General features: G+C 65.9%; 21 protein-coding genes. 4 read left to right on the top strand and 17 right to left on the bottom strand.

Going from position 1 to position 24,749, the window contains the following annotated elements; all coding sequences use genetic code 11:
* The first annotated feature begins 183 nt into the window (after positions 1-183).
* The gene (locus GF399_08150) at positions 184-1,548 is read left to right on the top strand and encodes a signal recognition particle protein (GenBank protein ID MBD3400290.1); all 1,365 of its coding nucleotides are present in this window, start codon (positions 184-186) and stop codon (positions 1,546-1,548) included.
* Between the two features lie 498 nt (positions 1,549-2,046).
* On the opposite strand, the gene GF399_08145 is transcribed toward GF399_08150, so the two are convergent.
* The 13 genes from GF399_08145 to rfaE2 all read right to left on the bottom strand — a co-directional run bounded on the left by GF399_08145 (position 2,047) and on the right by rfaE2 (position 16,172).
* Entirely contained in the window at positions 2,047-3,138 is a 1,092-nt protein-coding gene (locus tag GF399_08145) for a hypothetical protein (GenBank protein MBD3400289.1), read from the bottom strand.
* Positions 3,139-3,704: 566 nt separating this feature from the next.
* Positions 3,705-4,454 (bottom strand): phosphate signaling complex protein PhoU, encoded by a 750-nt coding sequence (gene phoU, locus GF399_08140; GenBank protein ID MBD3400288.1) that lies wholly within the window; start codon positions 4,452-4,454, stop codon positions 3,705-3,707.
* A 105-nt stretch (positions 4,455-4,559) separates the two neighbouring features.
* The gene (pstB, locus tag GF399_08135) at positions 4,560-5,369 is read right to left on the bottom strand and encodes a phosphate ABC transporter ATP-binding protein (GenBank protein ID MBD3400287.1); all 810 of its coding nucleotides are present in this window, start codon (positions 5,367-5,369) and stop codon (positions 4,560-4,562) included.
* A complete protein-coding gene (gene pstA / locus GF399_08130) occupies positions 5,363-6,223 on the bottom strand; it encodes a phosphate ABC transporter permease PstA (protein ID MBD3400286.1) in 861 nt (286 codons plus the stop codon). Before pstA ends, pstB begins: the two co-directional genes overlap by 7 nt.
* 6 nt (positions 6,224-6,229) lie before the next feature.
* Positions 6,230-7,135: a phosphate ABC transporter permease subunit PstC gene (gene pstC / locus GF399_08125; protein MBD3400285.1), complete on the bottom strand. Its 906-nt coding sequence runs from the start codon at positions 7,133-7,135 to the stop codon at positions 6,230-6,232.
* Between the two features lie 99 nt (positions 7,136-7,234).
* The gene (gene pstS / locus GF399_08120; protein MBD3400284.1) at positions 7,235-8,134 is read right to left on the bottom strand and encodes a phosphate ABC transporter substrate-binding protein PstS family protein; all 900 of its coding nucleotides are present in this window, start codon (positions 8,132-8,134) and stop codon (positions 7,235-7,237) included.
* Between the two features lie 270 nt (positions 8,135-8,404).
* Positions 8,405-8,593 (bottom strand): hypothetical protein, encoded by a 189-nt coding sequence (locus tag GF399_08115; protein ID MBD3400283.1) that lies wholly within the window; start codon positions 8,591-8,593, stop codon positions 8,405-8,407.
* Between the two features lie 537 nt (positions 8,594-9,130).
* Positions 9,131-9,706, bottom strand: coding sequence for a DUF1847 domain-containing protein (locus tag GF399_08110; GenBank protein MBD3400282.1), 576 nt, complete (start codon positions 9,704-9,706; stop codon positions 9,131-9,133).
* Between the two features lie 79 nt (positions 9,707-9,785).
* Entirely contained in the window at positions 9,786-10,634 is an 849-nt protein-coding gene (locus tag GF399_08105) for a P-loop NTPase (protein ID MBD3400281.1), read from the bottom strand.
* 564 nt (positions 10,635-11,198) lie between these two features.
* Positions 11,199-13,136 (bottom strand): sulfatase-like hydrolase/transferase, encoded by a 1,938-nt coding sequence (locus GF399_08100; protein MBD3400280.1) that lies wholly within the window; start codon positions 13,134-13,136, stop codon positions 11,199-11,201.
* A gap of 915 nt (positions 13,137-14,051) precedes the next feature.
* On the bottom strand, positions 14,052-14,855 hold the full coding sequence (locus GF399_08095) for a GTP cyclohydrolase I FolE2 (GenBank protein ID MBD3400279.1): 804 nt from the start codon (positions 14,853-14,855) through the stop codon (positions 14,052-14,054).
* Positions 14,845-15,591: a 3-deoxy-manno-octulosonate cytidylyltransferase gene (gene kdsB, locus GF399_08090; protein ID MBD3400278.1), complete on the bottom strand. Its 747-nt coding sequence runs from the start codon at positions 15,589-15,591 to the stop codon at positions 14,845-14,847. Before kdsB ends, GF399_08095 begins: the two co-directional genes overlap by 11 nt.
* Positions 15,588-16,172: a D-glycero-beta-D-manno-heptose 1-phosphate adenylyltransferase gene (gene rfaE2, locus GF399_08085; protein MBD3400277.1), complete on the bottom strand. Its 585-nt coding sequence runs from the start codon at positions 16,170-16,172 to the stop codon at positions 15,588-15,590. The genes kdsB and rfaE2 overlap by 4 nt, the downstream gene beginning before the upstream one ends.
* A gap of 129 nt (positions 16,173-16,301) precedes the next feature.
* Here rfaE2 and GF399_08080 point away from each other — a divergent pair, with 129 nt between their 5' ends.
* Positions 16,302-16,916, top strand: a complete 615-nt coding sequence (locus GF399_08080) for a phosphoribosylglycinamide formyltransferase (GenBank protein MBD3400276.1) — start codon at positions 16,302-16,304, stop codon at positions 16,914-16,916.
* 304 nt (positions 16,917-17,220) lie between these two features.
* Here GF399_08080 and GF399_08075 read toward each other — a convergent pair whose 3' ends face one another.
* From GF399_08075 to GF399_08065, 3 genes are all read right to left on the bottom strand, one after another.
* Complete coding sequence (locus tag GF399_08075; GenBank protein MBD3400275.1) at positions 17,221-17,895, bottom strand: hypothetical protein; 675 nt, start codon at positions 17,893-17,895, stop codon at positions 17,221-17,223.
* A 101-nt stretch (positions 17,896-17,996) separates the two neighbouring features.
* Positions 17,997-18,623: an outer membrane beta-barrel protein gene (locus tag GF399_08070; GenBank protein ID MBD3400274.1), complete on the bottom strand. Its 627-nt coding sequence runs from the start codon at positions 18,621-18,623 to the stop codon at positions 17,997-17,999.
* A gap of 158 nt (positions 18,624-18,781) precedes the next feature.
* Positions 18,782-19,462, bottom strand: coding sequence for an outer membrane beta-barrel protein (locus GF399_08065; protein ID MBD3400273.1), 681 nt, complete (start codon positions 19,460-19,462; stop codon positions 18,782-18,784).
* Between the two features lie 542 nt (positions 19,463-20,004).
* On the opposite strand from GF399_08065, the gene GF399_08060 reads away from it, so the two are divergent.
* On the top strand, positions 20,005-21,114 hold the full coding sequence (locus tag GF399_08060; protein MBD3400272.1) for a hypothetical protein: 1,110 nt from the start codon (positions 20,005-20,007) through the stop codon (positions 21,112-21,114).
* Positions 21,115-21,200: 86 nt separating this feature from the next.
* Here GF399_08060 and GF399_08055 read toward each other — a convergent pair whose 3' ends face one another.
* On the bottom strand, positions 21,201-23,501 hold the full coding sequence (locus GF399_08055) for a hypothetical protein (GenBank protein MBD3400271.1): 2,301 nt from the start codon (positions 23,499-23,501) through the stop codon (positions 21,201-21,203).
* Positions 23,502-23,633: 132 nt separating this feature from the next.
* Here GF399_08055 and GF399_08050 point away from each other — a divergent pair, with 132 nt between their 5' ends.
* Positions 23,634-24,440 carry a hypothetical protein gene (locus tag GF399_08050; GenBank protein MBD3400270.1) on the top strand — a complete coding sequence of 269 codons (807 nt, stop codon included), beginning with the start codon at positions 23,634-23,636 and terminating at the stop codon, positions 24,438-24,440.
* The last annotated feature ends 309 nt before the right edge of the window (positions 24,441-24,749 follow it).

Raw genomic sequence — 24,749 nt, 5'->3', positions numbered from 1 at the left:
GTTTTTGCATCTCGGCGACCGTTGGGACGGCGGCAACGGTCCGCCTCCGCAAAAACCGTGCCAGTTCCGGCGGCGGCGGCTCAGCGCAGCCGTAGCTGTTTTTCAACGTTCCGAGCCGCTACGGGTGGTTGGGTGTAGTGCTTTTCGTCAGTGTAAGGTTAGCTGTAAGCCAGAGGTACGAAGATGTTCGAACGATTGACCAGGCGGCTCGGCGGTTTGTTCAAGCGTCTCAGCGGGCGCGGCAAGCTCAGCGAGCAGAATATCAAGGAGGCTCTGCGCGAGGTCCGGGTGGCCCTGCTGGAGGCCGACGTTAACCTGCGCGTGGTCAAGCGTTTCCTCAAGGGGGTCAAGGAGGACGCCCTCGGCGCGGAGGTGCTGGAATCGTTGACGCCGGGCCAGCACTTCATCGGCGTGGTCCAGCGGCGGCTGCGGGTGCTGCTGGAGCGCAGCGACGCCCGGCTCAACCTGCCCCGTCCGGCCCTGGTGATGTTGGTGGGACTGCAGGGTGGCGGCAAGACGACGACGGCGGCCAAGCTGGCCAGGCGCTTCGGCGCCGCAGGCCGTTCCTGTCTGCTGGTGGCCACGGACACCCGGCGACCGGCGGCCCGGGAGCAGTTGGTCAAGCTGGCGGATCTGATCAAGACCGCGGTCTACCCTCGCGAGCCCTTCGTCGAGGGACCGACGGCGACGGCCCTGGCCGGCAAGCGTTTGGCCGAAGCCCAGGGCCACGAGTTGACCATCGTCGACACCGCCGGGCGGCTCCAACTCGACGAGGAGCTGATGGCGGAGCTGGTCGAGCAGAAGCGGGCCCTGCGGCCCCAGGGTGTCTGGCTGGTCGTCGACGCCATGACGGGCCAGGAGGCTCTCAACGTGGCCGAGGCCTTCCACGAGCGGCTGGAGCTCGACGGTGTGATCGTCAGCAAGCTGGACGGCGACGCCCGCGGCGGCTGCATCCTCTCGATCGCCGGCGGGTTGGGGCTGCCGGTGCGCTTCGTCGGCACCGGGGAACGTCCCGACGACCTGGACGTCTTCCGTCCCGACGGTCTTTCCCGGCGCATCCTGGGCCTGAGCGATGTCATCGGGCTGGCGGAGAAGGCCCGGCGGGTCTACGACGAGGAGCAGGCGAAGAAACTGGAGCAGAAACTGCTCAAGGGCGGCTTCGACCTGAACGACTTCGCCGAGCAGTTGCGCGGTATCGCCCAGATGGGCGATATGAGCGAGATCATCGGGATGGTGCCGGGGATGCGCTCCCTGGCGGCCGGGGCCGACGAGGACCAACTGCAGCGTGAGCTGCGGCGCTCCGAGGCCGTCATCGGTTCGATGACCCCCAAGGAGCGCCGCTATCCCAATATCATCGACGGCTCCCGGCGGCGGCGGATCGCCCGGGGTTCCGGGGTCACCGTGGCCCGGGTCAACCAGTTGCTCAACCAGTACCGCCAGATGGCCAAGGCCTTCAGCGGCCTGTCGGGCAAGAAGGGTCGGCGCAAGCTGAAGTCCCTGGGGCTGGATCCGCGCAACCTGGGCGGGGAGCTGCCGCCGGGGCTGTAGCGTTTTGAAGCGTGTGTCGGAACGGGGTCGTCCAGGCGGGCGGCCCCGGCTGTTAGTCGACGCAGGGAGCACCGGTCGGGGGCTCCGTACCCCGCCCGGCGGGGCGAAGAATCGGGCAGGGGGTTCGAGCCTCGTTCCACAGATAAAGGGCGGTGCATCAAGCCCCGAGCTGATGTTGGATACTCAGTCCTCAACCGACCCGCAACCGATTTGACATTCCAATAAAAAAACACCCCTAAAGGGTGCAATATCATAGAGCTACGGCTTGAGATACGCTTCTGTCGGGTTGTATCGTCTTTACCTAAATCCGGCCCTCGCGGGAAAGGGGAACGGAGACGGCTGAGGCCGTCCCCGGGTTTTCCTCCGGTTTTCCGTTAGTCAACGTTCACCAAGGAGCTGTCATAGGGGGTGATGAAGTTAACTGTGTTGCCCCGGAGGAAAGGGAGCGGATGTTGTCGGAGCCGCCGCGCGGGCGGCTCCGACGTAATCCAAAGGTGCTTAGAACTTCAACTGCAGCATGGCCTCGATCTGGCCGTCCTGCTCACCCTGGACATCCTCGTCCTCGGGCAGAGTGTGGACATAGTTGAACTGCAGCTTGGCGAAGTGGTCGGGGGTGAAGTACAGGTTGAAACCACCGGTGATGAAGGTCCAGCTGTCGGACTCGGCGTCGCCGTCGGTGTTCGGATCCAGCATCTCGAAGCGACCGCCGACCTCGATCATATCGAGGAAGTCGCTGCCGATGGCGAAGCGACCGAGCAGGTCACCGGAGAAGGCCATGAAGGAGACGTCATCGGCTTCCCAATCCTCGGGAGTGTCGCCGTTAGCGTCAACGCCCTCGGAGATGTTCCAGGAACCGCCGACGTACTGGACACCGGCATAGATGTAGTCCCAGGTGTAGTTGGCGTGGGCGCCGTAAGCCATGACGGGGATGAACACGTCGTCGAGACCCTCAACGCTGCGGTCGTTACCCATGTAGAAGAAACCGCCGAGGTTGAGACCCTTCATGAACTTGCTGTTGGCCCAGACGGTCAGGTCCATGTCGGACAGGGCGTCGGTGCCGCCGCCGGTGGTCTCGAAGGCCTCGAGGTTGTCGTTGTCCCAGACGCCGATGGCCAGATGGATGTAGTTCTCGTACTCGAAGTTGAGGGCCATACCCTCGGAGAAGCTGGGCATCCAGCCGTCGTGAGCGGGACGGTCCACGAAGGGCTGCTTCGAGGAGCTGTAGTTGTGCAGGTAGGAACCGGCCGGCTTGAGCAGACCGAAGTCGATCCAGAACAGATCGGCGGGTTGGAAGGTCAACACCATTTCTTCCAGCTCGGGCTTGGAGACGTAGTCGACGACCTTGAAGGACCAGTAGTCGCCGATGTCGCCCTTGAAGCTGATCTTGGCACGCTTGACCTTGAGGTTGCCTTCGCCCTCGGCTTCGTTACCTTCGGCGTTGTTCAGGTCGTAGTCCCAGCGGAACTGGAAGTAGCCGCCGACCTTGACCTTGAAATCAACGTCCTTCTGCTCGCCCTCGAAAACCGTAACGCTGGCCAGGGACATGGTGGCGAGCGCCAAAACGGCCAGAATGGTGAGTAGCTTCTTCACTCTTTACCTCCAGGTTTCAGGTTTTGTTTTAGTCGACGCGGACGGTCAGGTCCGATCGAGTCAGGTGCTGCTAACACACACTTTTTCAGCCCGAAGGCCGACCCCTTGCGGGGTTGCTGCACGAACCGCCGGGGTTCGTCGGGCGGAAGTCGCCGCCCAGGGTTGGTTAAAGCTTGCGGCCTGACGGCCTTGTTTCGCTACCGGGTTTTTGATTTTTCCCGGCTCCTCGGGCGGAAGAAATCGCCCGAAAACAGTGAACCGCATGGGTTTATCCGCTAATATGCGCTGCGGATAAAGAATTACGGTAGTCTAGCATATCTCCGCCGACATGTAAACCGTTTTATCCCTTCACTATGACACTTCTCACTCTGACACTTCAACGGGTTACCGCTGGGCGCTGTTGGCTTATCGTTGGTCTAAGCTTATAGTTATCGCTTATAGTTATCTCAGCGTTGGTTGATCAGTCGGGAAACCATCAGCGGTTATTCAGCGATTATTCAGCGGTTAATCTGTGTCTAACCGGCGGTTCAACCTCGCCGCGGAGTCGGTGGAGCGGGTCAGGCCACCTAGTCCTCTTCGACGGGTTCGTCGTTTCCGCCGGCGTCCGTCTTGCCGTCGAGGCGGCGGATCTCCTCGGCGATCTCCCGCTTGTGATGCAGGTGCAGGTGGCTCTCGACGACGAAGAGGACGCTCTCGGCGATGTTGGTGGCGTGGTCGCCGACCCGCTCGAGGTTGCGGCAGATCATCGCCTGGCGCCAGAGGATCTCGGTCTCCAGCACCTCATCGCACTCGGGATCGTCGCAGTTGGTGGCCAGCTCCTTGAGCAGGTGGCCGATGGTGTGCTTGGTCAGCCGGTTGAGCTCATTGTCGCGGTAGATGACCCGCTTGGCGAGTTCCTCGTCGCCGGACTTGTAGGCCTGGATGCTGTGATCGACCATCAGCAGGGCGATCTCGGCCATGGCGTTGATGCCCGTGGGTACACGATCGTGGTCGTTCTCGGCCAGGAAGCGGGCGTGACCGGCGATGTTGGTCGCGTGGTCACCGATGCGCTCCAGGTCGCGATTGGTCAGCACGATGGTGATCAGGCGGCGGATGTTCTCGCCCATGGGCTGGAACAGGGCGATGACGCGGACGGCCTCCTCGAGGTTCCAGGTTTCCATCTGGTTGGCCAGCACCTCATCGGCCTCGTTGACCTCGCTGATGCGCTTGAGATCCTTGTCCTTGACGGCCTTGACCGCCTTCTCGATCATCTGGCGGACGTGGCCGGCCATCTCCTTGAGCTGATCATCGAGGTTCTGGATCCGTTTCTCGAGCATGCTGTCTCCAAGGTGACCGTCGGTTGCAGTTGAAACAATGTATCAGTCCAGCACGTACATCTTAACCGTTTTCGCCTCTTTTTTCCACTCGGTGCGCGGGCGGGGCTAGCCGAAGATGCCGCGCAGGTAGTTCTCCGTCCGCTCATCGGAGGGGGCGGTGAAGATCTCGTCGGTGATGCCGAACTCGACCAGCTCGCCCAGCATCAGGAAGGCGGTGTACTGGGAGACGCGGGCGGCCTGTTGCAGGTTGTGGGTAACGATGACCACGGTGTAGCGGCCCTCGAGCTCCTCGATCAGCTCCTCGAGGCGGGCCGTCGAGATGGGGTCCAGGGCGCTGGCCGGCTCGTCGAGCAGCAGGACGTCGGGCTTGATGGCCAGGGCCCGGGCGATGCACAGGCGCTGCTGCTGACCACCGGAGAGCTCGAAGGCCGACTGCTGCAGCTTGTCCTTGACCTCGTCCCAGAGGTTGGCGTCGCGCAGGGCGTCCTCGACGCGCTGCTCGAGGATCTTATGGTTGCGCTCGCCGTGGATGCGCAGCCCGTAGGCCACGTTCTCGAAAATCGACTTGGGGAAGGGGTTGGGGCGCTGGAAGACCATGCCGACATCCTTGCGCAGGTCGTTGATGTCGACCTCGGGGCTGAAGATGTTGGTCTGTTCCAGCTTGACCGAACCGGTGATCTTGCAGTCCGGATTGAGGTCGTGCATCCGGTTGAGAACCCGCAGGAAGGTACTCTTGCCGCAACCCGAGGGACCCATCACCGCGGTGACGTGCTTCTCGGGAAGGTTGCAGGTGATATCCTTGAGGATGTGGGCGTCGCTGAACCACAGGTCGAGGTTCTCGATGTAGAACTTGGGCTTGAGCTGCTCCGGCGGCAGCAACTGATGGGTCTTCTTGACGGTCGGGGTCTCTACCATTTCTTCTGCTTCCTCGTGCGGATTCGCAGCCAGATGGCCACGCCGTTGATTAACAGGACCAGCATCAGCAGCACCACGGCCGTGCCGTAGGCCATGGCGGTCTGCTCGACGCGGTGGGTACCTTCGGTCATCAGGGCGTAGATGTGGTAGGGCAGGGCCATGACCGGCTTGAACAAGCCGATTTCTACCTTGCGCATATAGAATACGGCGGCGGTGAACATGATCGGGGCGGTCTCCCCGGCGGCGCGGCCGATGGCCAGGATGACGCCGGTCATGATCTGGCCGACGGCGGCGGGCAGGACCACGCGCAGCGTCGTCTGCCAGCGCGTAGCGCCCATGGCCAGGGAGGCTTCGCGGAAGCTCATCGGGATCGTCTTGAGGGCTTCCTCGGTGGCGCGGATGATCGTCGGCAACACCAGCAGCCCCAGGGTCAGGGCCCCGGCCAGCAGGCTCATGCCGAAGTCGAGGATATTGACGAACAGGGAGAGGCCGAACAGGCCGAAGACCACCGAGGGCACCCCGGCCAGGGAGTTGACACCGATGCGGATCCAGCGGCGCAGCTTGCCCTCGCGCGAGTATTCGTTGAGGTAGATGGCGGCCAGCACGCCCAGGGGCAGGCTGAAGATGATCGCCCCCAGGGACAGCAGCAGGGTGCCGATCAGCGCCGGCCAGATGCCGCCCTCGGTCATGGAGTTCCTGGGAAGCTCGGTAAGGAACTCCCAACTGATGACCTGGGCGCCCTTGGCGATGATGAAGCCCAGGATCAGCATCAGCATGCCGAAGACGATGAAGATCGAGGCCCCGCAGAGCGAGAACATGACCTTGGCGCGCGCGTTGCGTGATTTGGTGCTCATGGCGGTTTACTTGGCTTTCAGGCTGCTGCGGCGCGAGATGCGTTCGGCCAGCATATTGAAGCCCAGGGTGATGACGAAAAGGATCAGGGCCAGCATGAACAAGGCGTGGTAGTGGGTGCCGCCCTGGACGGCCTCGCCCATCTCCAGGGCGATGGTGGCCGTCATCGGCCGCATCGGCACCAGGGGGTCCAGAGTCAGGGCCGTACCGCCGCCGGCGACCATCAGCACGGTCATCGTCTCGCCGACGACGCGGCCGAAGCCCAGAATGATGGCGGAGTAGATGCCGGACTTGCCGGCCGGCAGGACCACCCGGCTCATCGTCTCCCAACGGTTGGCGCCCATGGCCAGCGAGGCCTCGCGGATATCGTTGGGCACGGCGGTGATGGCGTCCTCGGCCAGGCTGGTGATCGTCGGATAGGCCATGAAGGCCAGGATGATACCGGCGTTGAGCGCGTTAAGACCGATGGGCAGGTCGAAGAGCTCTTTAATGAACGGCCCGATCAACACCATACCGACAAAGCCGAAGACGACGCTGGGGATCCCCGCCAGCAGCTCGATGATCGGTTTGACCACCTCGCGCAGCCAGGGCGGGGCGATCTCCGCCAGGAAAATGGCCGAGCCGATCGACAGCGGTACGGCGATGACCAGGGCCAGGATTGTGACATAGATTGACGACCACAGCAGCGGCAACAGACCGAAGTCCGGATCGTACTGCCACTCGCCCTCCTCGTCGCGGGTCTCCTGGGTCGGGTACCACTTGGTCCCGGTCAGGAACTCGCCGAAGTTGTACTCCCCGAAGAAAGGCACGGCCTGGCTCATCAGGGTGACCATGATGCCGGCCAGGAACACCAGGGACAGCACGGCGAAGACGGTCAGGATGGTTTTGATGCTGCTTTCGCTGTCTTTGGCCATTTGCTTTTTGCTCGTTTTACGGGGCGGCGGCACTTCCGGTTGGCGGATAGCGACCGCCGCCCACGTTATTTACTGCTTAACCAGCTTCCGGGGAGGAAACTAGTTCAGGGGAACGAAGCCCTCTTCCTCGACGATCTTCTGGCCCTCGGGGCTCTTGATCCACTCGAGCAGAGCGGCGACGTGCTCGGGGTGATCGGCGGGGACGTAGAGGTTCAGGTCACGGCTGATGGGGTAGCTGCCGTCGACGACGGTCTCCACGGAGGGAGTGACACCGTCGATCTTGACGCCCTTGAGGGAGTCGTCCAGGTAGCCCAGACCGATGAAGCCGATGGCGCCTTCGGCACCGGCGACGGTGCGGACGACGTCGCCGTTGGACTTCTGCTGCACGGCTTCGGCCACGACGGGCTCCTTGTCCATGACCAGCTTAGAGAAGACGCCGAAGGTACCGGAGGAGCTCTCGCGGGTCACGACGGTGATCTCACCGGAGCCGCCGAACTCGGACCAGTCGCTGACGTTGCCGAGGTAGATTTCCTTGAGCTGTTCCATGGTCAGCTCTTCGACGGGGTTGTCCGGATGCACGACGATGGCGATGCCGTCCTTGGCGATGACGACCTCTTCGGTCTCCACGCCGTTGGCGGCGGCCTCTTCAGCTTCCTTGTCCTTCATCTTGCGCGAAGCCATGGCGACGTCGCAGTTGTTGTCGATGAGGGCCTTGATGCCGTCGCCGGAACCGGTGCCGGAGATGGTCAGCTCGGCGCCTTCATAGACCTCGGCCACCTTCTGCATGATCGGGGTGACGGTGGTGGAGCCGTTGACGGCGATGACGGGCAGATCGCCGTCGGCCTCGGCCGTTTCTTCGGTGTCTTCACCGTCGGCCTCTTCGCCCTCTTCGTCGCAGCCGATGAAGCCCAGGGACAGAACCAGGGCCAGCAGGGCCAGGATGATGGTGTACTTCTTCACGTAAGCCTCCTTTGAGGTTTCTTTAGTTGACGTTGACAACGAACGTCAAAAGCAGACCAGCTAAGTGTTGTTCGGGGAGATAAGGTCCGGAAACGGACGGGATCCCCCACTTGTTTGCACGCTCCCGGCACAGCCGGTCACGCGGTTGGACGACACCGTGGCGGTGTCGGTCGGACGCCTGCGGCGCCCGAAAAGCGGCTTGATTAGCGCCTTCATTTCGCCGGCCGTGGTCGGCGCAACGCGACCTGAACGCTGCACCCGGCGACGGTTAATAAAAAGGAAACGCCAAACCATAGGCGTTTCCCCGATTCAGAACACGAGCGTTGTACTGCCGTTTCCCGTTTCATCACGGTAATAGCCGAACAGGTCGTGCATGAGCTGGTGCTCGTGCACGGCCATCTGCGCCGAGCGGATGGCCAACCGGCGCGAAACCTGGCAGCCGCCGCTCTGACTCCGGCGATCCAAATGTCCGGGATACCTTTTACCGCAGTAGCTCATTTCACCTTCGACGGCAGGGTAAAAAAACCCAAACGCAAGCCTTAACCGTTAGTTGTTTTCCGTGGGCGTTCCGTTGGCGTTCCGTTGGCGTTTCGTGGGCGTTTCTTCGTGGCCGTTTCGTGGGCGTTTCGTGGGCGCCGGAACCTGCCGAACACTGGTTTCTGACACCCGGTCAATTCGCGTGGAAATCTAACACAGGTGAAAAAGGCAAGTCAAGCCCCTTTTTGGAACCCGACGCAACCCCTTGACGTACAAGTGGGTTGTCACGCGACCGCCGATACACCCGCCGCGCCGAAGCCGCTGAAAACCCCGCCCCCCGCCGCGCCGGAACTGGCACGGTTTTTGCTTCTCGGCGACCGTTAGCGCCGCCTTTAACGGTCCGCCTCCGCAAAAACCGTGCCAGTTCCGGCGCGGAGCCGTCGTCGACCTCCGGTTGCCGACGGTGTTCTGTCGGCGGCTTCGGCGCGGCGGTGCAGCGCGCTTTCCGCGTTTACCGTTCGCCGTGGCGGGCCGACGTCTTCGTGATCAGAGTCCTCCCTATTCCAGCCGGCGGCGCAGGTACTGATTGTAGATCACCGCGGCGGGGTTATGGCCGGTGACCCGATCCTTGGCGATCAGGGTCACCACGGGGATCGTTGCACCGTGGTTGAGCAGGGCGTCGTGGCCCACGCAGAGGCCGATGGAGCCGATGATCGAGCAGCCGTCGCGTTCCAGGATCGCTCCCTGGCCGAGGGGGTTGCAGCAGGAGCCGCCCGAGGAGCCGGCCACGGGTGGATGGCCGAAGCGTTCCTTGGGCACCCCGCCGAGTTTGCAGCAGGCCGAGGAGACCGCGAAGCCCCGGCGTTCGAGGAAGGCGCCGACGACGGCTGCCTCCTCGGCCGAGCCGATGCAGAAGGCCAACCCGACGCGCTCGACGTTCAGCTTTCGGCAGAACAGGGCGAACTCTTCCAGCCGGGTCAGCTCGAGGTAGCCCTCGGCTTCCACCTCGGCGGCGGCGTCCAGCAGTCGCCGTGACTGATCGTCGTAGCGCGCGGCGTGCTCCTCGACGTCCCAGGGGGTGCAGTTGCGGCCGTTGGTGCAGGAGTGGTCCAGGCGGCAGTCGTGACAGCGCATCTTCGCTCCTCGGGCTGGATCGACAAACGAACAGGCGGGAGACCCCGCCCGTTCACAGCAGTCAGGCTTGGCGGCGGGGTTATTCCAGCTCGAGCAGCTTGTCGGCGGCGCGCTTCAGGGCGGCGCTGACCGGCGAATCGGGCAGCTCGAGCACGACGGGTCGGCCCTCGTCGCCGCCGCCCACCACGCGCGGGTCCAGGGGCACGCTGCCCAGGAAGGGCACCTCGGCCTCGGTGGTCATTTCCGCCCCGCCGCCGGAACCGAAGACGTCGATCTCGCCGCCGCAGTGGGGACAGACGAGACCGGCCATGTTTTCCAGGACACCGACCAGCTCCATACCCACCTTCTCGGCGAAGCCGATACTGCGCCGCACGTCGGCCGTCGACAGCCGCTGCGGGGTGGTGACGAGGAGGCCGTAGGCGCCGACGATGGTCTGGGCCACGCTCAACGGCTCGTCGCCGGTGCCCGGCGGGGAGTCGATGATCAGCCAGTCCAGCTCGCTCCAGGCCACGGTGCCGATCAGTTGTTGGATGACGCCCATCTTCAACGGCCCGCGCCAGATGGTGGCCTGCTTGGGGTCGGCCAGGAGGAAGCCCAGGGAGACGACCTCGACGCCGGCGGGTCCGATGACCGGGGCGACGTCCTCGCCGACCGTGGGCATCTGCTTGCCCTCGACGCCCATCAGCTTGGGGATCGAGGGGCCGTGGAAGTCGATGTCCAGCAGCCCGACCTTGCGGCCGCGCTCGGCCAGCAAGACGGCCAGGTTGGCGGCCACGGTGGACTTGCCCACGCCGCCCTTGCCCGAGAAGACGAGCAGCTTGTTCTTGAAGGTGTCCAGCTTGCGGTTGACGGCCACGCGCAGTTGCCAGCGCTTTTCGTCCTCGCCGGGGCGCCGGGCGTCCCGTTCCTCGCGTCCGTTGTCGGCCATGGGGCGGCTCCGTGGGGGTTAAGTTGAGAAAGTCTCAAGACCCCCGGATTATACACCAATCAGGTCGATTAATCAAAAGGGGCCGGGGGAGTGAGCGGTAGTCGGCCCGCTCGGCTGGACCCGTCGGTGTCATCCCCGCCAGACGTACGCTGCGCTAGGCCACGGACCGTGCAGGCCTCGGCGAGGGCGGTGAGAACGACCGCGCCGCCTCTATTCGGCTGCGCCCGGTACGGCTCGGTGCCTCCGGGTCGATGCGCCTCGAACAGCCGCAAGTCCCACCTGAACATCTACTCAGTAATCGGCTTGTCGGCTGGACCCCGGTTCATTCCGGTGCTCGACATGCCCTGGGATGATAACACCTGGACGAAAACCCCGCCGGCCGGAAAACCCCGGGATGCCGCTTCAGCGGCGGCTGACCCGTCGCTCCCCCCGACGCACTGTCCCGTCGGCGGTGAACCGCTGCAACCGGATCAACCGCCCGCTTCGCCCAGCTGAGCGGACCCGCGCAAGCCTGCGCGCCCCTGTTTTTTCGCATCTTGCTCGGTCCACGGGTACGGCTGGTATCTACTGGATGTACCCCAGCGAGCGCAGGCTCTCGAGCTGATCCTCGCGGTCGTCGCCGCTGAGGGCCTGCAGGGTGGGATTGTAACTCCGACGGTGCCGCTGGTTGACGGCGTCGTATTCCAGCAACACCGCCAGCAGCTCCCGCCGCAGCAGCGGATACTCGTCACCGACCTCGCGTTCCTGAGCGTAATCGCCGGGCAGGTAAAGCTCCAGCTCACCGCTGGCGCGGTGCAGGATCAGGGTTCCCCGCGGATCGTAGACGGCGACCTGGTTGTCGCGGTGCTCGGGCTCGTCATGGACCAGCTTCTCGGCGAACAGCCGACGTTGGGGCTCCGGCGGCGCGGTCAGGGGTCGGGCGGTAACCGCCGGAGCGCGCCAGTCGACGCCGCCGAGTTCGAGGATGGTGGCGTAGACGTCGCTCAGCCGGACTGGGGCGCCGTGTCGCAAACCGCCTTCCAACTCATCGGGCCAGTAGGCCGCCAGGGGCACGTGGAGCTCCTCGACGTGCAGCGACTCGCCGTGGCCGACGCGGCCGTGCTCCCAGAACTGCTCGCCGTGATCGGCCAGATAGAAGACGGCGGTGTTGTCGAGGAGGCCCCGCGCCTCGAGCACGTCGAGGAAGCGCCCCAAATACTCGTCCTCGTAGCGCACCTCGCCCAGGTACAGGCCGCGGATATGCTCCTTTTCGGCTTCGGATACGGCTTCGCCGCGATCCCTGGCGTGGGGCGGATAGAAGAAGCCCGAGGATTCCTCGTAGGGACCGCTGTAGTCGTCGGCGGGCCGGTAGCGCTGCGGCGGGGCGTAGGGGTCGTGGGGCTCGTAGAGGTGAACATAGGCGAAGACGCCGCCCGCGGCGGGCAGCTCCCCGGCCAGCTCCACCAGCTGCTCCAGAGGGATGCGCTTGACGTGGTCGATGAACACCTCGGCCAGGTACTCGGCGCCCAGCTCGAGGAAGAAGCCGTAGGTGCTCCAGTTGTTGTAATTGGTGCCCAGGGCGGTCACCTGGCGATGAGAAAAGTTGCAGTAGGTCTCGAAACCCCGGTAGAGACCCGTCGAGGGCTTGATCGCCTCGCTGCACAGCAGGCCCCAGGTGCGGTAGCCCCGGCGGCGCAGCTGGTCGGCCAGGGTGGGCAGCGGGGCCAGCGGGATGGTCCAGTCCACCCCGTGGACCGCCTGCTCGGTGCCGGTGAACAGCGATGCCGTCGAGGGCAGGGTCCAGTTGGAATCGGCGATGCAGTAATCGTAACTCACGCCCATCGCGGCCAAGCGCTCCAGATTGGGCGTCGGCGCCGGACCGCCGTAGAGGGAGGCCGCGTCGGCGCGGTGGGCGTCAGAGAGGATGACGACGATGTTGTCGGCGGGGGAGTCGTCCTCGGGGGGCAGGTAATCGAAGTGCCCGACGCCGAAAAAGAACAGGCCGACGTAGGCCGGGATCATCAAACCCAGCAGCCAGCCGGCGACGCGCCGACCCCAACGCACCACCTTCGAACCCCGGTGCGCCAGCAGCACCAGGCCCGCCGCGACGCCCAGCGAAAGCAGATAGGGCGACAGCACCCAGATACGGGCCAACCTGGCCGGGTTGCGCGGAAATCCGAGCAGGCCGACGACGACCACGGCGACGGCGATCAGGCCGTAGAGCTCACGGCGCTTATCGTCGAGGTCCTTGAACAGCCGGCTCGCCCACTGCCAGAGCGCCGCCGTCAGCAGGGCGAACAGGCCGCCGATCAGGGGCATGATCGTCAACGCACCGACGATGTACAGCAGACGGCTGTAGCCGGTGACGCCGAGGATGTTGAAATGGAAGGTCGGCTGGGGAGTGAACAGCAGGAAGAGATAATACAGCAGGGTGAATGAAAAGGCGGCCAGGACTCCGAAGAGCGTCAGCCGCCAGGTGCGCTGCCAAAAAACCTTGAACCGCATCGGTGGGGCACCTCCCATTAAGCTTGAGGATAATCAAGTCACCTCGGAGTATAACACACGGGGTTCGTCCCCGTGGATCTGCTGGAACGGCTCCGCCGCGTCATCGATTGCAAGCGCTGAACAAAGCGAGCGGCCTGGTCGTCGCGGGCTGATTACAGCGCCCACGGAACGCCCTACTTGCCACCCCCTTGTCTGTGCGAGTTGTTCGGCGCTTAGACGGTCGACTCCGCCGGTGACCCCGGGCGGTACCCACCAGGCGCCGGGTTGCCGGGGGCCGTTGTCCCTGGCCGTTGAACTGCAATAACGGACCAAATCAGGCCGGCAGAACAGGCTGCCAATTGTCCGATTGACCGCTGTTATCGTACGCTCGGTAGCGACGGGATTAGTTCTACCCCATCAGATATCGATAACCCGATATTGATCGTGACCTCAACCGGAGCAATCATTCCGCTCAGCAGTAAAACACCGTTGCCAATCGAACTGGCGGCCGATCGAGTCATGCTGAAGAAAGCGTTCCAGCTTCAACCCCCGCGGACAAACCGACCAGACTTGTAACTAGAAGATAGCAAGCGTGTTATCTCGAACGAACTCTGTACCGGACCGCTGGTTTTCGACAGCCGGCCGGCCCGTAGCTAACCCGTCACCAGAGCCGTCAGCCGTACCTTCAACTTCGATCCGCTGGAGCCGGATGCATCTCAACGCTGCATCCGCCGCCCCGGAAGCCCCGGCGACCATTGCCAAGCCGCCGTGCAAACCCGGCCAAATCCGGCACCGGAGCCGGCACGGTTTTTGCGGAGGCCGACCGTCAAACTCGTCCGTAACGGTCGCCGAGATGCAAAAACCGTGCCGGCTCCTCGCCTAGAGCGACCCGAGCGCCCCTTCCCGCGCGGACTCATTGGCAATGGTCGCCCGGCGACCGGCCGGCGGTCTGCTTCAGTCCCGGGCCAGACTGGCGTAGGCGCTGTGGTTGTGGATACTCTCGTAGTTCTCGCACTCGACGTGGTAGGCGTCGACACGGTCGTCGGCGTCCAGGCGATGGGCCACGGCGCGGACGATGTCCTCGACGAAGCGTGGGTTATCGTAGCTGCGCTCGGTCAGCGCCTTTTCGTCCTCGCGCTTCAACAAGGCGTAGAGGGGCGCGCTGGCCGATTCCTCGGCGATCTCGATCAACTCCTCGATCCAGATCAGCTTCTGACTGTCAACGCGCAATCGGACCACGGAGCGCTGGTTGTGGGCCCCGCGCTCGGCGATCTCCCGGGAGCAGGGACACAGACTCATCACCGGGACGCTGACCAGATCGGTGATGGCGAAATTGTCGCCGTTGCCCTCGACGAGGAAACCGGCCCGGTACTCCATCAGTGATTTCTCTCCGGAGACCGGGGCCGTCTTCTCGATGAAGTAGGGGAAACGCAGCTCGAGGTGGGCCCGTTCGGCCTTGAACTGCCGCCGGGTCTCGTTGATGATCTCCTTGAAGGTCTCGTAGGAGATGCGGCCGCGGAAATCATTGAGGATCGAGATGAAGCGGCTCATGTGTGTGCCGCGGAAGTCCTTGGGCAGGTCGACGTACATATTCACTCGGGCCACCGTCGACTGCCAGCCCCGGGTGCGGTCCATCACCGTGATCGGGTAGAGGATGTGCTTGACGCCGACCTTGTTCAGCGGCAGGGCGTGGGTCGGGGCTTCGCGGGCGACGTCGGGCAGCCGGCCGCCGTGATCCAGTCGATGGTTATCGGGCATCATTCTCCTCGCTCAATAGGCGTCGCGCCCGCTCCAGATCCGCCGGTGTGTCGACGCCGACGCCCGCCCAGTCGGTACGCACGCAGTCGATCGCCATCCCACCGGCCAGCCAGCGTAACTGCTCCAAACCCTCGGCGCGCTCCAGCGGACTGTCCGGCAGCTCGACGGCCTTCAACAAGGCCTGGCGGGTGAAGCCGTAGACGCCGACGTGGCGCAGGAAACCGCCCGGAGGCGGCCCCTGGCCCTCACGGTGGTGGGGCAGGGGGGCCCGGCTGAAGTACAGCGCCCGGTCCGCGGCGTCGACGACGACCTTGACACAGTTGGGGTCGCCGTAATCGGCCGCATCGGCCGACTGGTGGACAACGGTGGCGATCTCGGCCCCGGCCGCCAGCCGGGCCGTCAGGGCGTTGAGCAGCTCCGGCGGCACCAGGGGCTCGTCACCCTGAAGGTTGATGACGAAACGGCAGTCGATCTTGGCGGCCACGTGAGCCGCGCGGTGGGTGCCCGAGGGCAGCTCCGGCGTCACCACGGCGTCCCCGCCGGCTTCACGCACCACCCGGGCGATGCGCTCGTCGTCGGTGGCCACCACTATCCAGTCCAGGGAGGCCGCCGCCCGGGCCCGCTCGACGGTGTGCAGGATCAACGGCCGCCCCGCCAGCTCTTTGAGCGGCTTGCCCGGCAACCGGCTGCTGGCGTAGCGCGCCGGGATGACGCAGAGGGTCCGGGGCGATTTCACGATTCCTTCCCGCCGGCCTGACCCTTGATGATCCGCTCGCGGCCCTCCTTGATCGCCGCCGCCCGCTCCCCCATCCCCGGACCGTAGGGCACGTGCTCGACGCGCCAACCCAGGTCGCCGGCCACCCCCTCGGCGACGACGATGGCCAGGGCCGTCGTGGAGAAGTCCGCCTCCAGCGGCAGCACGACGACCCGACCGCCCCGGGACTCCACCTCGGCGGCGCCGACGATCTGCTCCGCGGTGTAATCACCGCCCTTGACCAGCACATCGGGCCGCAGCGCCTCGATCAGGGCCAACGGTGTGTCCTCGCCGAAAGGAACGACGAAATCGACGGCTTCCAGGGCCGCCAACACCTCGCCGCGCAACGGCGCGCTGACGAAGGGGCGGTTTTTTCCCTTGAGCCGTCGCACGCCGGCGTCGTCGTTGAGACCGACCACCAGACAATCCCCCAGCTCCCGCGCCGCCGCCAGGTAACGGGTGTGGCCCGGGTGCAGCAGATCGAAACAGCCGTTGGTGAACACCACCCGCCGTGGCCGCCCCGCAGCCGCCCAGTGCTCCAGCAACTCCTCCGGCGTCGTCATCCCTTTCAACACGCCTCCCCATTGGTCAAGCGGTCGCCGCTTATTGTAGACTCTCGGGGGGTCCCGGGGCAAGCCGGGTCCACCGGGCCGAACACCCGCCGCCGTCACCACCCACCGGAGGTCTTGCCTGTGCCAGCCAAACGCATCGGTATCCTGATCAGCGGACGGGGCTCCAACATGACCGCCCTCATCGAGGCCTGCCGCGACGGCCGCTTGGAGGCCGAACCGGCCCTGGTCATCGCCGACAATCCCACGGCCCCCGGCCTGGCCAAGGCCCGTGAACTCGGCGTACCGGCCCGGGCCCTGCCGCCGCGCAAATGGCGCACCAAGCTGGCCGGCGACGACGCCCGCGACTACGCCGCGGCCCTGGCCGACGCCGGCGTCGAACTGGTCTGCCTGGCCGGCTTCATGCGCGTGATCAAACGACCCCTGCTCGAGGCTTTCCCCGAACGCATCCTCAACATCCACCCCAGCCTGCTGCCCGCCTTCACCGGACTCGATGCCCAGCGCCGGGCCTGGGAATACGGTGTGCGCTACGCCGGTTGCAGCGTCCACTTCGTCGACGCCAGCCTCGACGGCGGACCGATCATCGACCAACGCGTCGTCGAGGTCCGCGACGACGATACGCCGCAAACCCTCGCCGCACGGATCCTCGAACAGGAACACCAACTCTACCCCGCCGCCGCCGGATTGGTCCTCGCCGGCCGCTACCGCCTCGAGGGCCGGCGGGTGATCCGCCTGTGATGCGCCCGACCCCCGTTGACGACCGACCGGTGAAAACAGCCCGACAACGATAAGCGTCAAAGATACCTACCCCACGAGCGCCGGAACTGGCACGGTTTTTGCATCTCGGCGACCGTTACCCACGACGATAACGGTCCCCCTCCGCAAAAACCGTGCCAGTTCCGGCGCGGCGTTGGTCGGCGTTGGTCGTCGGCCTCACGCGGGGCTGTTTTCACCGGTCGGCCGCTTGGCCGGCAATGGAGCGACAGCGCGCCAACCGGCGGCCGCAGGGCCGCCGGTTGGTCAGTGAGGGGGGTCGCGGGCGCTAGATATAGAGGTTGACGCCGATGCCGAAGCTGAGCAGGTGGAGGAGCTGTTCTTCGTAGTAGTAGTAGCGCAGGTCCTCTTCTTCCTCGGTGGTGCGCCGGGGAACGGGGAAGTCGAAGACGGCATCGTAGCCGATCTCGAATTCCAGGCTGAGGAAGGCTTCGGTGAAGAACTCGCCGCCGATGCCGACGTAGGCGCTGTAGACCGGTCCGTAGTTCTCGTCGAGGTTGGTCGACAGGTGCTCGGCGTAGCCGTCGTCGTTGTCGTCGCGCATCTGGTAGACCGGGAAGGAGAAGATCCCGGCGCCGAACTGGACGAAGGGATCGAAGCGGGCCCGGGGCGTCAGGTTCCAACGCAGCATGAAGTGGGCTTCGAGCATGTTGAAGTCGGCTGCGAAATCGTCGGCGGCGTCTTCGAAGGCGTCGTCGAAGTAATCGTCCTTTTGCTCGGCGAAATCGTAACTCCCGCTGATCAGGATCGACCAGGCCTCGGCGAAGCCGACACCGACGGTCAGGCCGACCCGGCCCTTGGTGTCCACGGCCTGGGGGAACTCGCCCAGGGGGGCCCAGAGTGCGGCGCGGCCGCCCACGGAGAACAGGCCGGTCTTATCGACGGCCAACCCCGGCACGGCGAGAACGATGAGTAAGAAAATGATCAGGCAGCGTTTACGCAAGAGCCGCAGACCCCCTCGGAAGTGGTCGGACAGGGGAGGATTATAGCACGACGGCGCCGGGGCGCGCTAAGGGATACGCCGTCCCGAGCGCCGTGGTTCCCCTAGAGGTACCAGGCGACCCCCAGCCCGACGGCCAGGGCGCCCACGTTCTCCTCGTTGAACTCCAGCCCCCAGTAGGAGCCGAACTCGGACTCCTGCCAGACGCCCTCGGGGACCTCGAGGTTGAAGTAGTAGGTGTAGCCGGCGTCCAGGCGCAGGGACAGGCTCTCGACGAGGAAGTATTCGAGGCCCAGGCCGGCATCGATGCCGAAGGCCTCGCTCTGAGCCGGGAACCAGCCCATCTGGGGCACTGGCTGATGGGAGAGCCAGAAGCCGTAGTTCACTCCGGCGCGCAGGTAGGGAAAGAAGGCCTGGAGGGGGAAGCCGTAGCGGGCGCCCAGGCCCAGGGACAGCATCCGTCCGCGGGGTTCGAAGTCCGGCACCCCGCTCTCCCAGAAATCCTCGACGAATTCGGCCTCGCCGTAGCAGCCCCGGGTATAGACCTCGAGCTCGTCCAGAACGCGCAGGCCCACGGTGGCCCCGACGGACCAAAGACCGTTGTGTGAATCGGCCAGGGCGCCCTGGGGCGTCCACCAGCCACCCTCGAGGGCCAGGGCGGTGTCGCCGGCGACGGCGGCGCCCGCCGCCGTCGCGCCGATGCAGAGTAGAATCATCAACGCCTTGTTCACTAAAGCCTCCTTCGGGGTTGTGAACCCAAGGATAACAAATCGGAGCGCGGAAAGGGACTCCCCCGTCCGCCGCGCCGCGGGGCGCTCCACCGGCGCAAGCTGCAAGGAAGATACAACGAGGGGCCCCCGGCGGGGCCCCTCGTTGGTGGAGCGGGTGACTAGAAGTAGAAGTTGGCGCCGGCGCTGAAGGTCAGCACGTTGACGGTCTCTTCAACGTAGTTCCACTCACCGGCATCGTAGAAGCCGTCGCCGTCGACGTCGACGGGCTCGGGGACCTCGACGCTGAAGATCGAGTTCCAGCCGACACCCACGTCGATGGACATGGTCTTGGAGGTGAAGAACTCGCCGCCTAGGCGGGCGTTGATGCCGAACTTGCGGGTGGAGTCGTCCTCGACGAGCTGGTACTGATACTCATCGATGTCGCCGTCACCGTCGGTGTCGACACCGACCTCTTTGTACATCGCCCACATGTAGTAACCGGCGGTCAACTGGGCGTAGGGGTCGAACTGGCTGTAGGGGGAGAAGTTGACCCGGGCACCCGCGCTGAACTGGGTCAGGTACGGGGTGGCATCTTCGTAATCCCAGTAGTCCAGGCCCCAGTAGTTCTCGTTGAAGTCGGCCAGGCCGTACCAGGCTTCACCGACGACCTCGAAGTTTGAGGAAACGCCGTAACCGACCTTGGCGCCGAAGCCGAGGGAGGCGTCGTAGGCTTCACCGAAGTTACCCTGGGGCATCCAGTAGAAGATGCGCAGGCCGGCTTCGAGCAGGCCGTTCTTGTCGATGGCGAAGGCCGGAATGATCAGGGCCAGGACGAGCATGACTAGCAGAACCTTCTTCATGGTTAACTCCTCTTGTTGGCCGGCCGGTTGCTGCGTGAACGATAAGGGCCGGCGGATGGGACACGATAGACTGGGACACGATAGACTGGGACACGATAGACTGGGACACGATAGATGATCAGGTTTTCAAGGGACGTTTTCAAGGGAGGTTTTCAAGGGAGGTAAGGAAAGCGTCGAGTTTTGCTGTTTTTTTATCCTGTGTGACCGGCGAAAGATTAACACAGTTTAGCACAGGGCTTGATAAATTTCTAGCCGCGGTGAAGATGAGATGGCTTTTTCCCGGGCCGTGATCTTTCCGTGATCTGTCCGTGGTCTGTCCGTGGTCTGTCAAGGAACCGACATGAGGTGGATCGAGGATCGGTCGGGGGTGCAGATCATGGAACGGCCTTCTCCGCGAGCGATTAGGGCAGTATAGCGGCTTCCCGGTACGTTTCTGTGAGCCGCATCACATCGAGGCCGGTTTTTCGCCGCTCGCGGTCTCATCTGCTATACTAGGCGTTGGACACACCCCCCGCCCAAGGCCACCAACCGAAGGAGCGACCATGCGGCTGAGCGAGCTGGGCGAGCAGGGCGCCCTCGAGCGCCTCAACGACATCCTCTATACTACTACGGACCTGCTGGAAACCAGTCCGGACTTGCTGGAGATCGAGCGCGAGGAGCGTCAACCGGCCAGCGGACTGCACCGCATCAGCCGCAGCCTGGCCCGGGGGGTGCGCCTGGGTCCGGGCCACGACGCCGCCGTGGTCACCCCGCCCGCCGGCTACGATCTGGTGCTGACCTGCGACGGCCAGACGGCGGGGGTGCACTTCGACCTCGAGATCATCGGACCGGAGGACGCCGGCCGCCGGGCCGCCCTGGCCGCGCTGAGCGATCTGGCACCCTTCGGCGCCACGCCGCTGTGGGGTCTGCTGAGCCTCTCCGTGCCCCCCGAACTGGAGATCGAGCTGCTGGAGCGCTTCTACCGGGGCCTGCTCCGAGCCACCGACGACATGGACCTGCCCTTCCAGCGTGGCGACTGGGGCAAGTTCGTCTTCGTCGGCGGCGATCTGGTCAGCACCCCCGGCCCGCTGTCCCTCGACGTCACCGTCGTCGGCCGCCGGCCGAGCACCTGGGCGACGGGGGGGCGCGACGGCGCCCGGGTCGGCGACACGGTCTATCTGAGCGGACCCACGGGTCAGGCCGCCGCCGGACTCTGGCACCTCCAGCACCCCGACATCGACATCGCCGGCTCCGAGAAGCTGCGCAAGGCTTTTCTCACCCCGCGGATCGAATTGCAACTCGGGGTCAATCTATGGCGCGACGGGCGGTTGACCTCGGCCGCCGACACCTCGGACTCCCTCGGCGAGCAACTGCACCACCTGGCCGCCGCTTCCGCCGTCGGCGTACTGCTCGAGGAAGCGGCCCTCGAGCTGCCCGAACCCCTGATCGCGGCTGCGGCGGCGATGGAACTCAGTCCCCTCGAGCTGGCCCTGGGCGGGGGCGAGGACTTCCGCCTGCTGGTCACCGGCCCGGCGGGGATGGAGCGCGCCGACTTTCAACTGCGGCCCGTCGGCGTCGTCGTCGAGGCCGCCGCCGGAGTGCGCGTCCAAGGCCTAGACGGGGTACGGCGCGAGCCGCCGCCGCCGCTGTTCCAGCATTACGACCGGCCGTAGCCGGAACAGGGAGAGACGTGAAGAACCGGCGGGTCAACCCGCCGGTTCCGCTTATGGCTCAGCCTGTCGCCCCACCGCTCGCCCTGTCAATCCTCCATCAACTCGCCCAGGGTGCGCCGGGCGTACTCGCGCAGGGCCGAGTGGGGATGGTCGGCCAGCAGCCGGGCCAGGTGCTCCCGGGCCGCGGCGGGGTCGTCGAGGTAGTCGGCCTCCAGGTAGGCGGCCAGGGCCAGCGCCTGGTCGGTCAGCGCGCCGCTGTCCTCGAGGAGGCCGTCGAGGGCCTCCCGGGCTTCCCGCCGACGTCCGTCGGCCTCGAGGAGGCGGGCCAGCCGGAGGGCGGCGGTCCGGGACAACTCGTCGCCCCCCGCGGCGGCGGCCCGCAACAGTTCGATACCCGCGGAGAAGTCACCGTGGATCTCGGCGGCCCAGGCGGCGCAGAGCCGGCGGAAATCCTCCGGATCGCCGTCGGCGTCGAGCTGGGAGGCGGCCAGAATGAACTCCACCAGCTCGGCGGCCCGAGGGTCGTCGCCGTGGAGCTCGACGAACAGCCGCGCGGTGGCGACGGCCCCGGCCGGTTCAAGGTCGGCGGCGGGTCGTTCCGCCGTGAGCAGCAGCTTCAACCGGGCCAGTTCGTAGAGCGGATCGGCCTCGCGGGGCGGGTGGACCTCGTCCAGGGGCTCAGCGAAAACCGCCGCCGCCCGCTCCAGTTCGCCCAACCGCAGGTGGGCCTCGACGAGGGCGGCGCGCCGGGAACCCAAGCCGGAGACCTCCACCGGGTCCAGCTCTTCCAACAGCGTCAGGGCCGTTCGGGGCTCACCGCCGTAGAGCAGGTGCCGAGCCGCGAACCAGCGAACCGCCGGGACCGCTCCCACCTGGTTCAGGTCATCGGCGACGGCGCCTGCATCGGCCGGCAGCCCGGCCGCGGCGGCCGGGGCGTAACCCGCGGCCAGCAGCGCCTCCCGCGTTCCCGCGTCCAGCCCCGGTAACCGGGCCAGGCGACGCGCCCAAACTAAAGCGTCCTGCGCCAACCCGGCCTCGACGGCCGCCCCGAGCAGCTCCACGGCGTAATCCTCGAGGTGCCGGGGCTCCTCCCCGCCGGAGGACCAGCCGTCGATCAACTCCTCCACCGCCCGGCGGGCCTCGTCCGCCAGGAGCCACCGCGGCCGGGACTCGCGCAGCGGGTGCTCCAGGGGACCGGCTTCGTCGTCGGGCTCCTCAACGGCCCAGGGCGCCAGCAGCAGCCGCAACCGCAGACGGGTGAACAGCCGTCCGCCGCGGTCGCCGAGGGCCTCCAGGGCCAGCAGCGCCCACTCGCGGCGAGCGCCGAACCCCAGCAGCTCCTCGGCGGCCCAGCTCTGCTGGGGCTCAACCTCCAGCAGGCGTACGAGGAGTTCGGCGACCGCCGCACGCTGCCCCAGTCCCAGACGCAGCTCGACGATCCGCCGGGCGTAGTCGCTCAGCTCCCCCGTCGGCGGATTCTCCAGCAGCTCGAGGGCCTCGTCGGTGAGACCGTGACCGGCCAGCACGTCGGCCAACTGACGCACCCGACCCGGGGTCAGGTAGCTCGAGCTGGTCAGCAGGCCGCGCCAGGCGGCGACGGCCTCATCGACCCGTCCCAGCTCGTAGAGACACTCGCCGCGTTCCAGAGGGATGCGGCTGTCGCCGGAATCGTCGATGCCCGTCCACAGCTCGTAGGCCGCGGCCGGACGGCCCAGCCCGCGCAGGCGCTCGCTGACCTCGAGGCGGCAGTCGTGGCGGGTGGGCTCGAGCTCCAGCCGCGCCCGGGCCTCCGTCAACGCCGCCGCCCCCCCCCGGGCGCTCTCCACCAACTCCAGGTACAGCCTCCAGGTCGGGATGTCGAGCCGCCGCGCGTCACCCCCATAGGCCGCCAGAGCTGTCGCCGCCGACTCCGGATCATCGGCCAGCTCACGCAACACCCGCCGGGCATCGCTGGGATAGGCCCCGGCCAGGCGCGCGGCGACATCGGCGGCCCGCAGCGCCAGCAACCGGACCCCCAACTCCTCGAGCACCGTCCGCCAGGCCGGGTGGGCTTCACAGGCCGCCGAAAACAGCTCCGCACGCCGCGGGTTTTCGGCGAACTCGACGGCCAGGGCATCCACGGCGGGCTCCAAGACAGACGAGCGCTCGGGCAGGCGCAGCAACTCCGCCAGGGCCGCCTCCCCAGTCCCCGTCTCCCGTCGCCAGAGGAACAGCAGGCTCTCGTAGCGGCTGCGGCTCTGATCGCTGAAGCTCTCACCGCTCTCCAGGTAGGCCTCAAGGGTGGCGACGGCCTCGGCGTAGCGCCCCTCGTCGGCCAGGCGGCGGGCGTCGGCGTAGCCGTCACCCAGAACGACGACGGCCAGCAACAGCACCAGCAGAACCGGCACCTTGACCGCTCCGGCGCACCGCCCTATAATCGCCTCGACTGGAGCGTTGTCGGACATAGCCCCCTGCCTGACCCCCGACGGTCGGTTGCACAGCTCAAACGGAAAGCTCCGCTGGCACATCCGCTGGCACACATGAACAGAGCCCCGGTTCAGCCCCGCGCCCGCCTGCTCGGCGCCGCCGCGATCCTCCTCGCCTACGGCGGGCTCTGCGCCGTGCGCTGGGTCTGCGACGCCGATCCCGCCTTCGAGTTCCTCCACCGCCTGTTGACCTTCGTCCTGGTCGGCCTGGCCCTGCCCCTGGTCTGGATCTGGCGCAGCGGCTCGCCCGCCGAAAAGCCCGCCAGCGTCTACCGCCTGCTCGTACTCACGGCGGCCGCCCTGGCCGCGGCCGTCCTGATCTTCCCCGAACTGCGCCGGCCCGACGCCCGACCCGACCTCTGGAGCGCCGCCGCCCACCTGACCGCCGCCGTCGGTCTGGGTTACCTCGCCTTCCGCCTGCTGCCCCTACTGCTACCCGAACGGCCCTTCGCCGTACGCCTCGTCTGGGGCTGCCTGATCGTCGCCGCCGCCGTCCCCACGGCGCGCGGCCTCCTCGTCGGCGGCCTGAGCGCCCTGCTGACCCTGGCCGCGGGCAGTTGGCTGCCCGCACTGATCCTGCTGGCCCCGCTGGCGGCCCTCGAGCTGGGACCCACCCACGGTCTGGCTACGACCGGCGGCCTACTGGCCGCGATCCTCGCCGGAACCCTCCTCCTGTTGTTGTTCACCCGGCGCTTCCTCCTCCCGACGGTGCTTGGCCGCCAACACCCGGCGCAGAATGATGAAACCGATCCGCTCGGCGACGTAGGCGATCAGGAAGGTCAACATCAGGGCGTAGGCGGCGTCGAGGTCGCCCCGGACAAAGGCCGACAAGACGAAGCCCAACGCGAACAACCCCAATGAACCGAAGATGAAGAAATAGCTCAACCGCCGATCGCGGAAGTAGAAGTGCCAGTTGCCCAAACTGAGCAACACCACGGTGGCGATCAGGATCAGATAATCATAGAAGACCATCGCTGAAAACCTCGGGGTTATGTGCTGGTACGGGAAGGTTATCGCCGCCGCCGGGGCGGCGTTTTTCCATGGGCGGCGCGGCGGACTCTGGAAAACCCCGCCACCGACCGCCCCGAACCCCTCGACCACGCCGCGCCGGAACCGGCACGGTTTTTGCGGAGGCGAAACCTTACCCGCCGCTCGCGGCGGCGCCGAGAT

The organism is Candidatus Coatesbacteria bacterium, assembly GCA_014728225.1.
GTDB lineage: Bacteria > RBG-13-66-14 > RBG-13-66-14 > RBG-13-66-14 > RBG-13-66-14 > WJLX01.
This window is presented reverse-complemented; position numbering and strand designations above follow the sequence as displayed.

What these genes read in the sequence shown, in the direction of transcription:
- GF399_08150 (MBD3400290.1), top strand. Translation starts at nt 184, where the DNA reads ATGTTCGAACGATTGACCAGGCGGCTCGGCGGTTTGTTCAAGCGTCTC.
- phoU (MBD3400288.1), bottom strand. Translation starts at nt 4,454, where the DNA reads ATGCTCGAGAAACGGATCCAGAACCTCGATGATCAGCTCAAGGAGATG.
- pstB (MBD3400287.1), bottom strand. Translation starts at nt 5,369, where the DNA reads ATGGTAGAGACCCCGACCGTCAAGAAGACCCATCAGTTGCTGCCGCCG.
- pstA (MBD3400286.1), bottom strand. Translation starts at nt 6,223, where the DNA reads ATGAGCACCAAATCACGCAACGCGCGCGCCAAGGTCATGTTCTCGCTC.
- pstC (MBD3400285.1), bottom strand. Translation starts at nt 7,135, where the DNA reads ATGGCCAAAGACAGCGAAAGCAGCATCAAAACCATCCTGACCGTCTTC.
- GF399_08115 (MBD3400283.1), bottom strand. Translation starts at nt 8,593, where the DNA reads ATGAGCTACTGCGGTAAAAGGTATCCCGGACATTTGGATCGCCGGAGT.
- GF399_08110 (MBD3400282.1), bottom strand. Translation starts at nt 9,706, where the DNA reads ATGCGCTGTCACGACTGCCGCCTGGACCACTCCTGCACCAACGGCCGC.
- GF399_08105 (MBD3400281.1), bottom strand. Translation starts at nt 10,634, where the DNA reads ATGGCCGACAACGGACGCGAGGAACGGGACGCCCGGCGCCCCGGCGAG.
- GF399_08100 (MBD3400280.1), bottom strand. Translation starts at nt 13,136, where the DNA reads ATGGGAGGTGCCCCACCGATGCGGTTCAAGGTTTTTTGGCAGCGCACC.
- GF399_08095 (MBD3400279.1), bottom strand. Translation starts at nt 14,855, where the DNA reads ATGCCCGATAACCATCGACTGGATCACGGCGGCCGGCTGCCCGACGTC.
- rfaE2 (MBD3400277.1), bottom strand. Translation starts at nt 16,172, where the DNA reads ATGACGACGCCGGAGGAGTTGCTGGAGCACTGGGCGGCTGCGGGGCGG.
- GF399_08065 (MBD3400273.1), bottom strand. Translation starts at nt 19,462, where the DNA reads ATGAAGAAGGTTCTGCTAGTCATGCTCGTCCTGGCCCTGATCATTCCG.
- GF399_08060 (MBD3400272.1), top strand. Translation starts at nt 20,005, where the DNA reads ATGCGGCTGAGCGAGCTGGGCGAGCAGGGCGCCCTCGAGCGCCTCAAC.
- GF399_08050 (MBD3400270.1), top strand. Translation starts at nt 23,634, where the DNA reads ATGAACAGAGCCCCGGTTCAGCCCCGCGCCCGCCTGCTCGGCGCCGCC.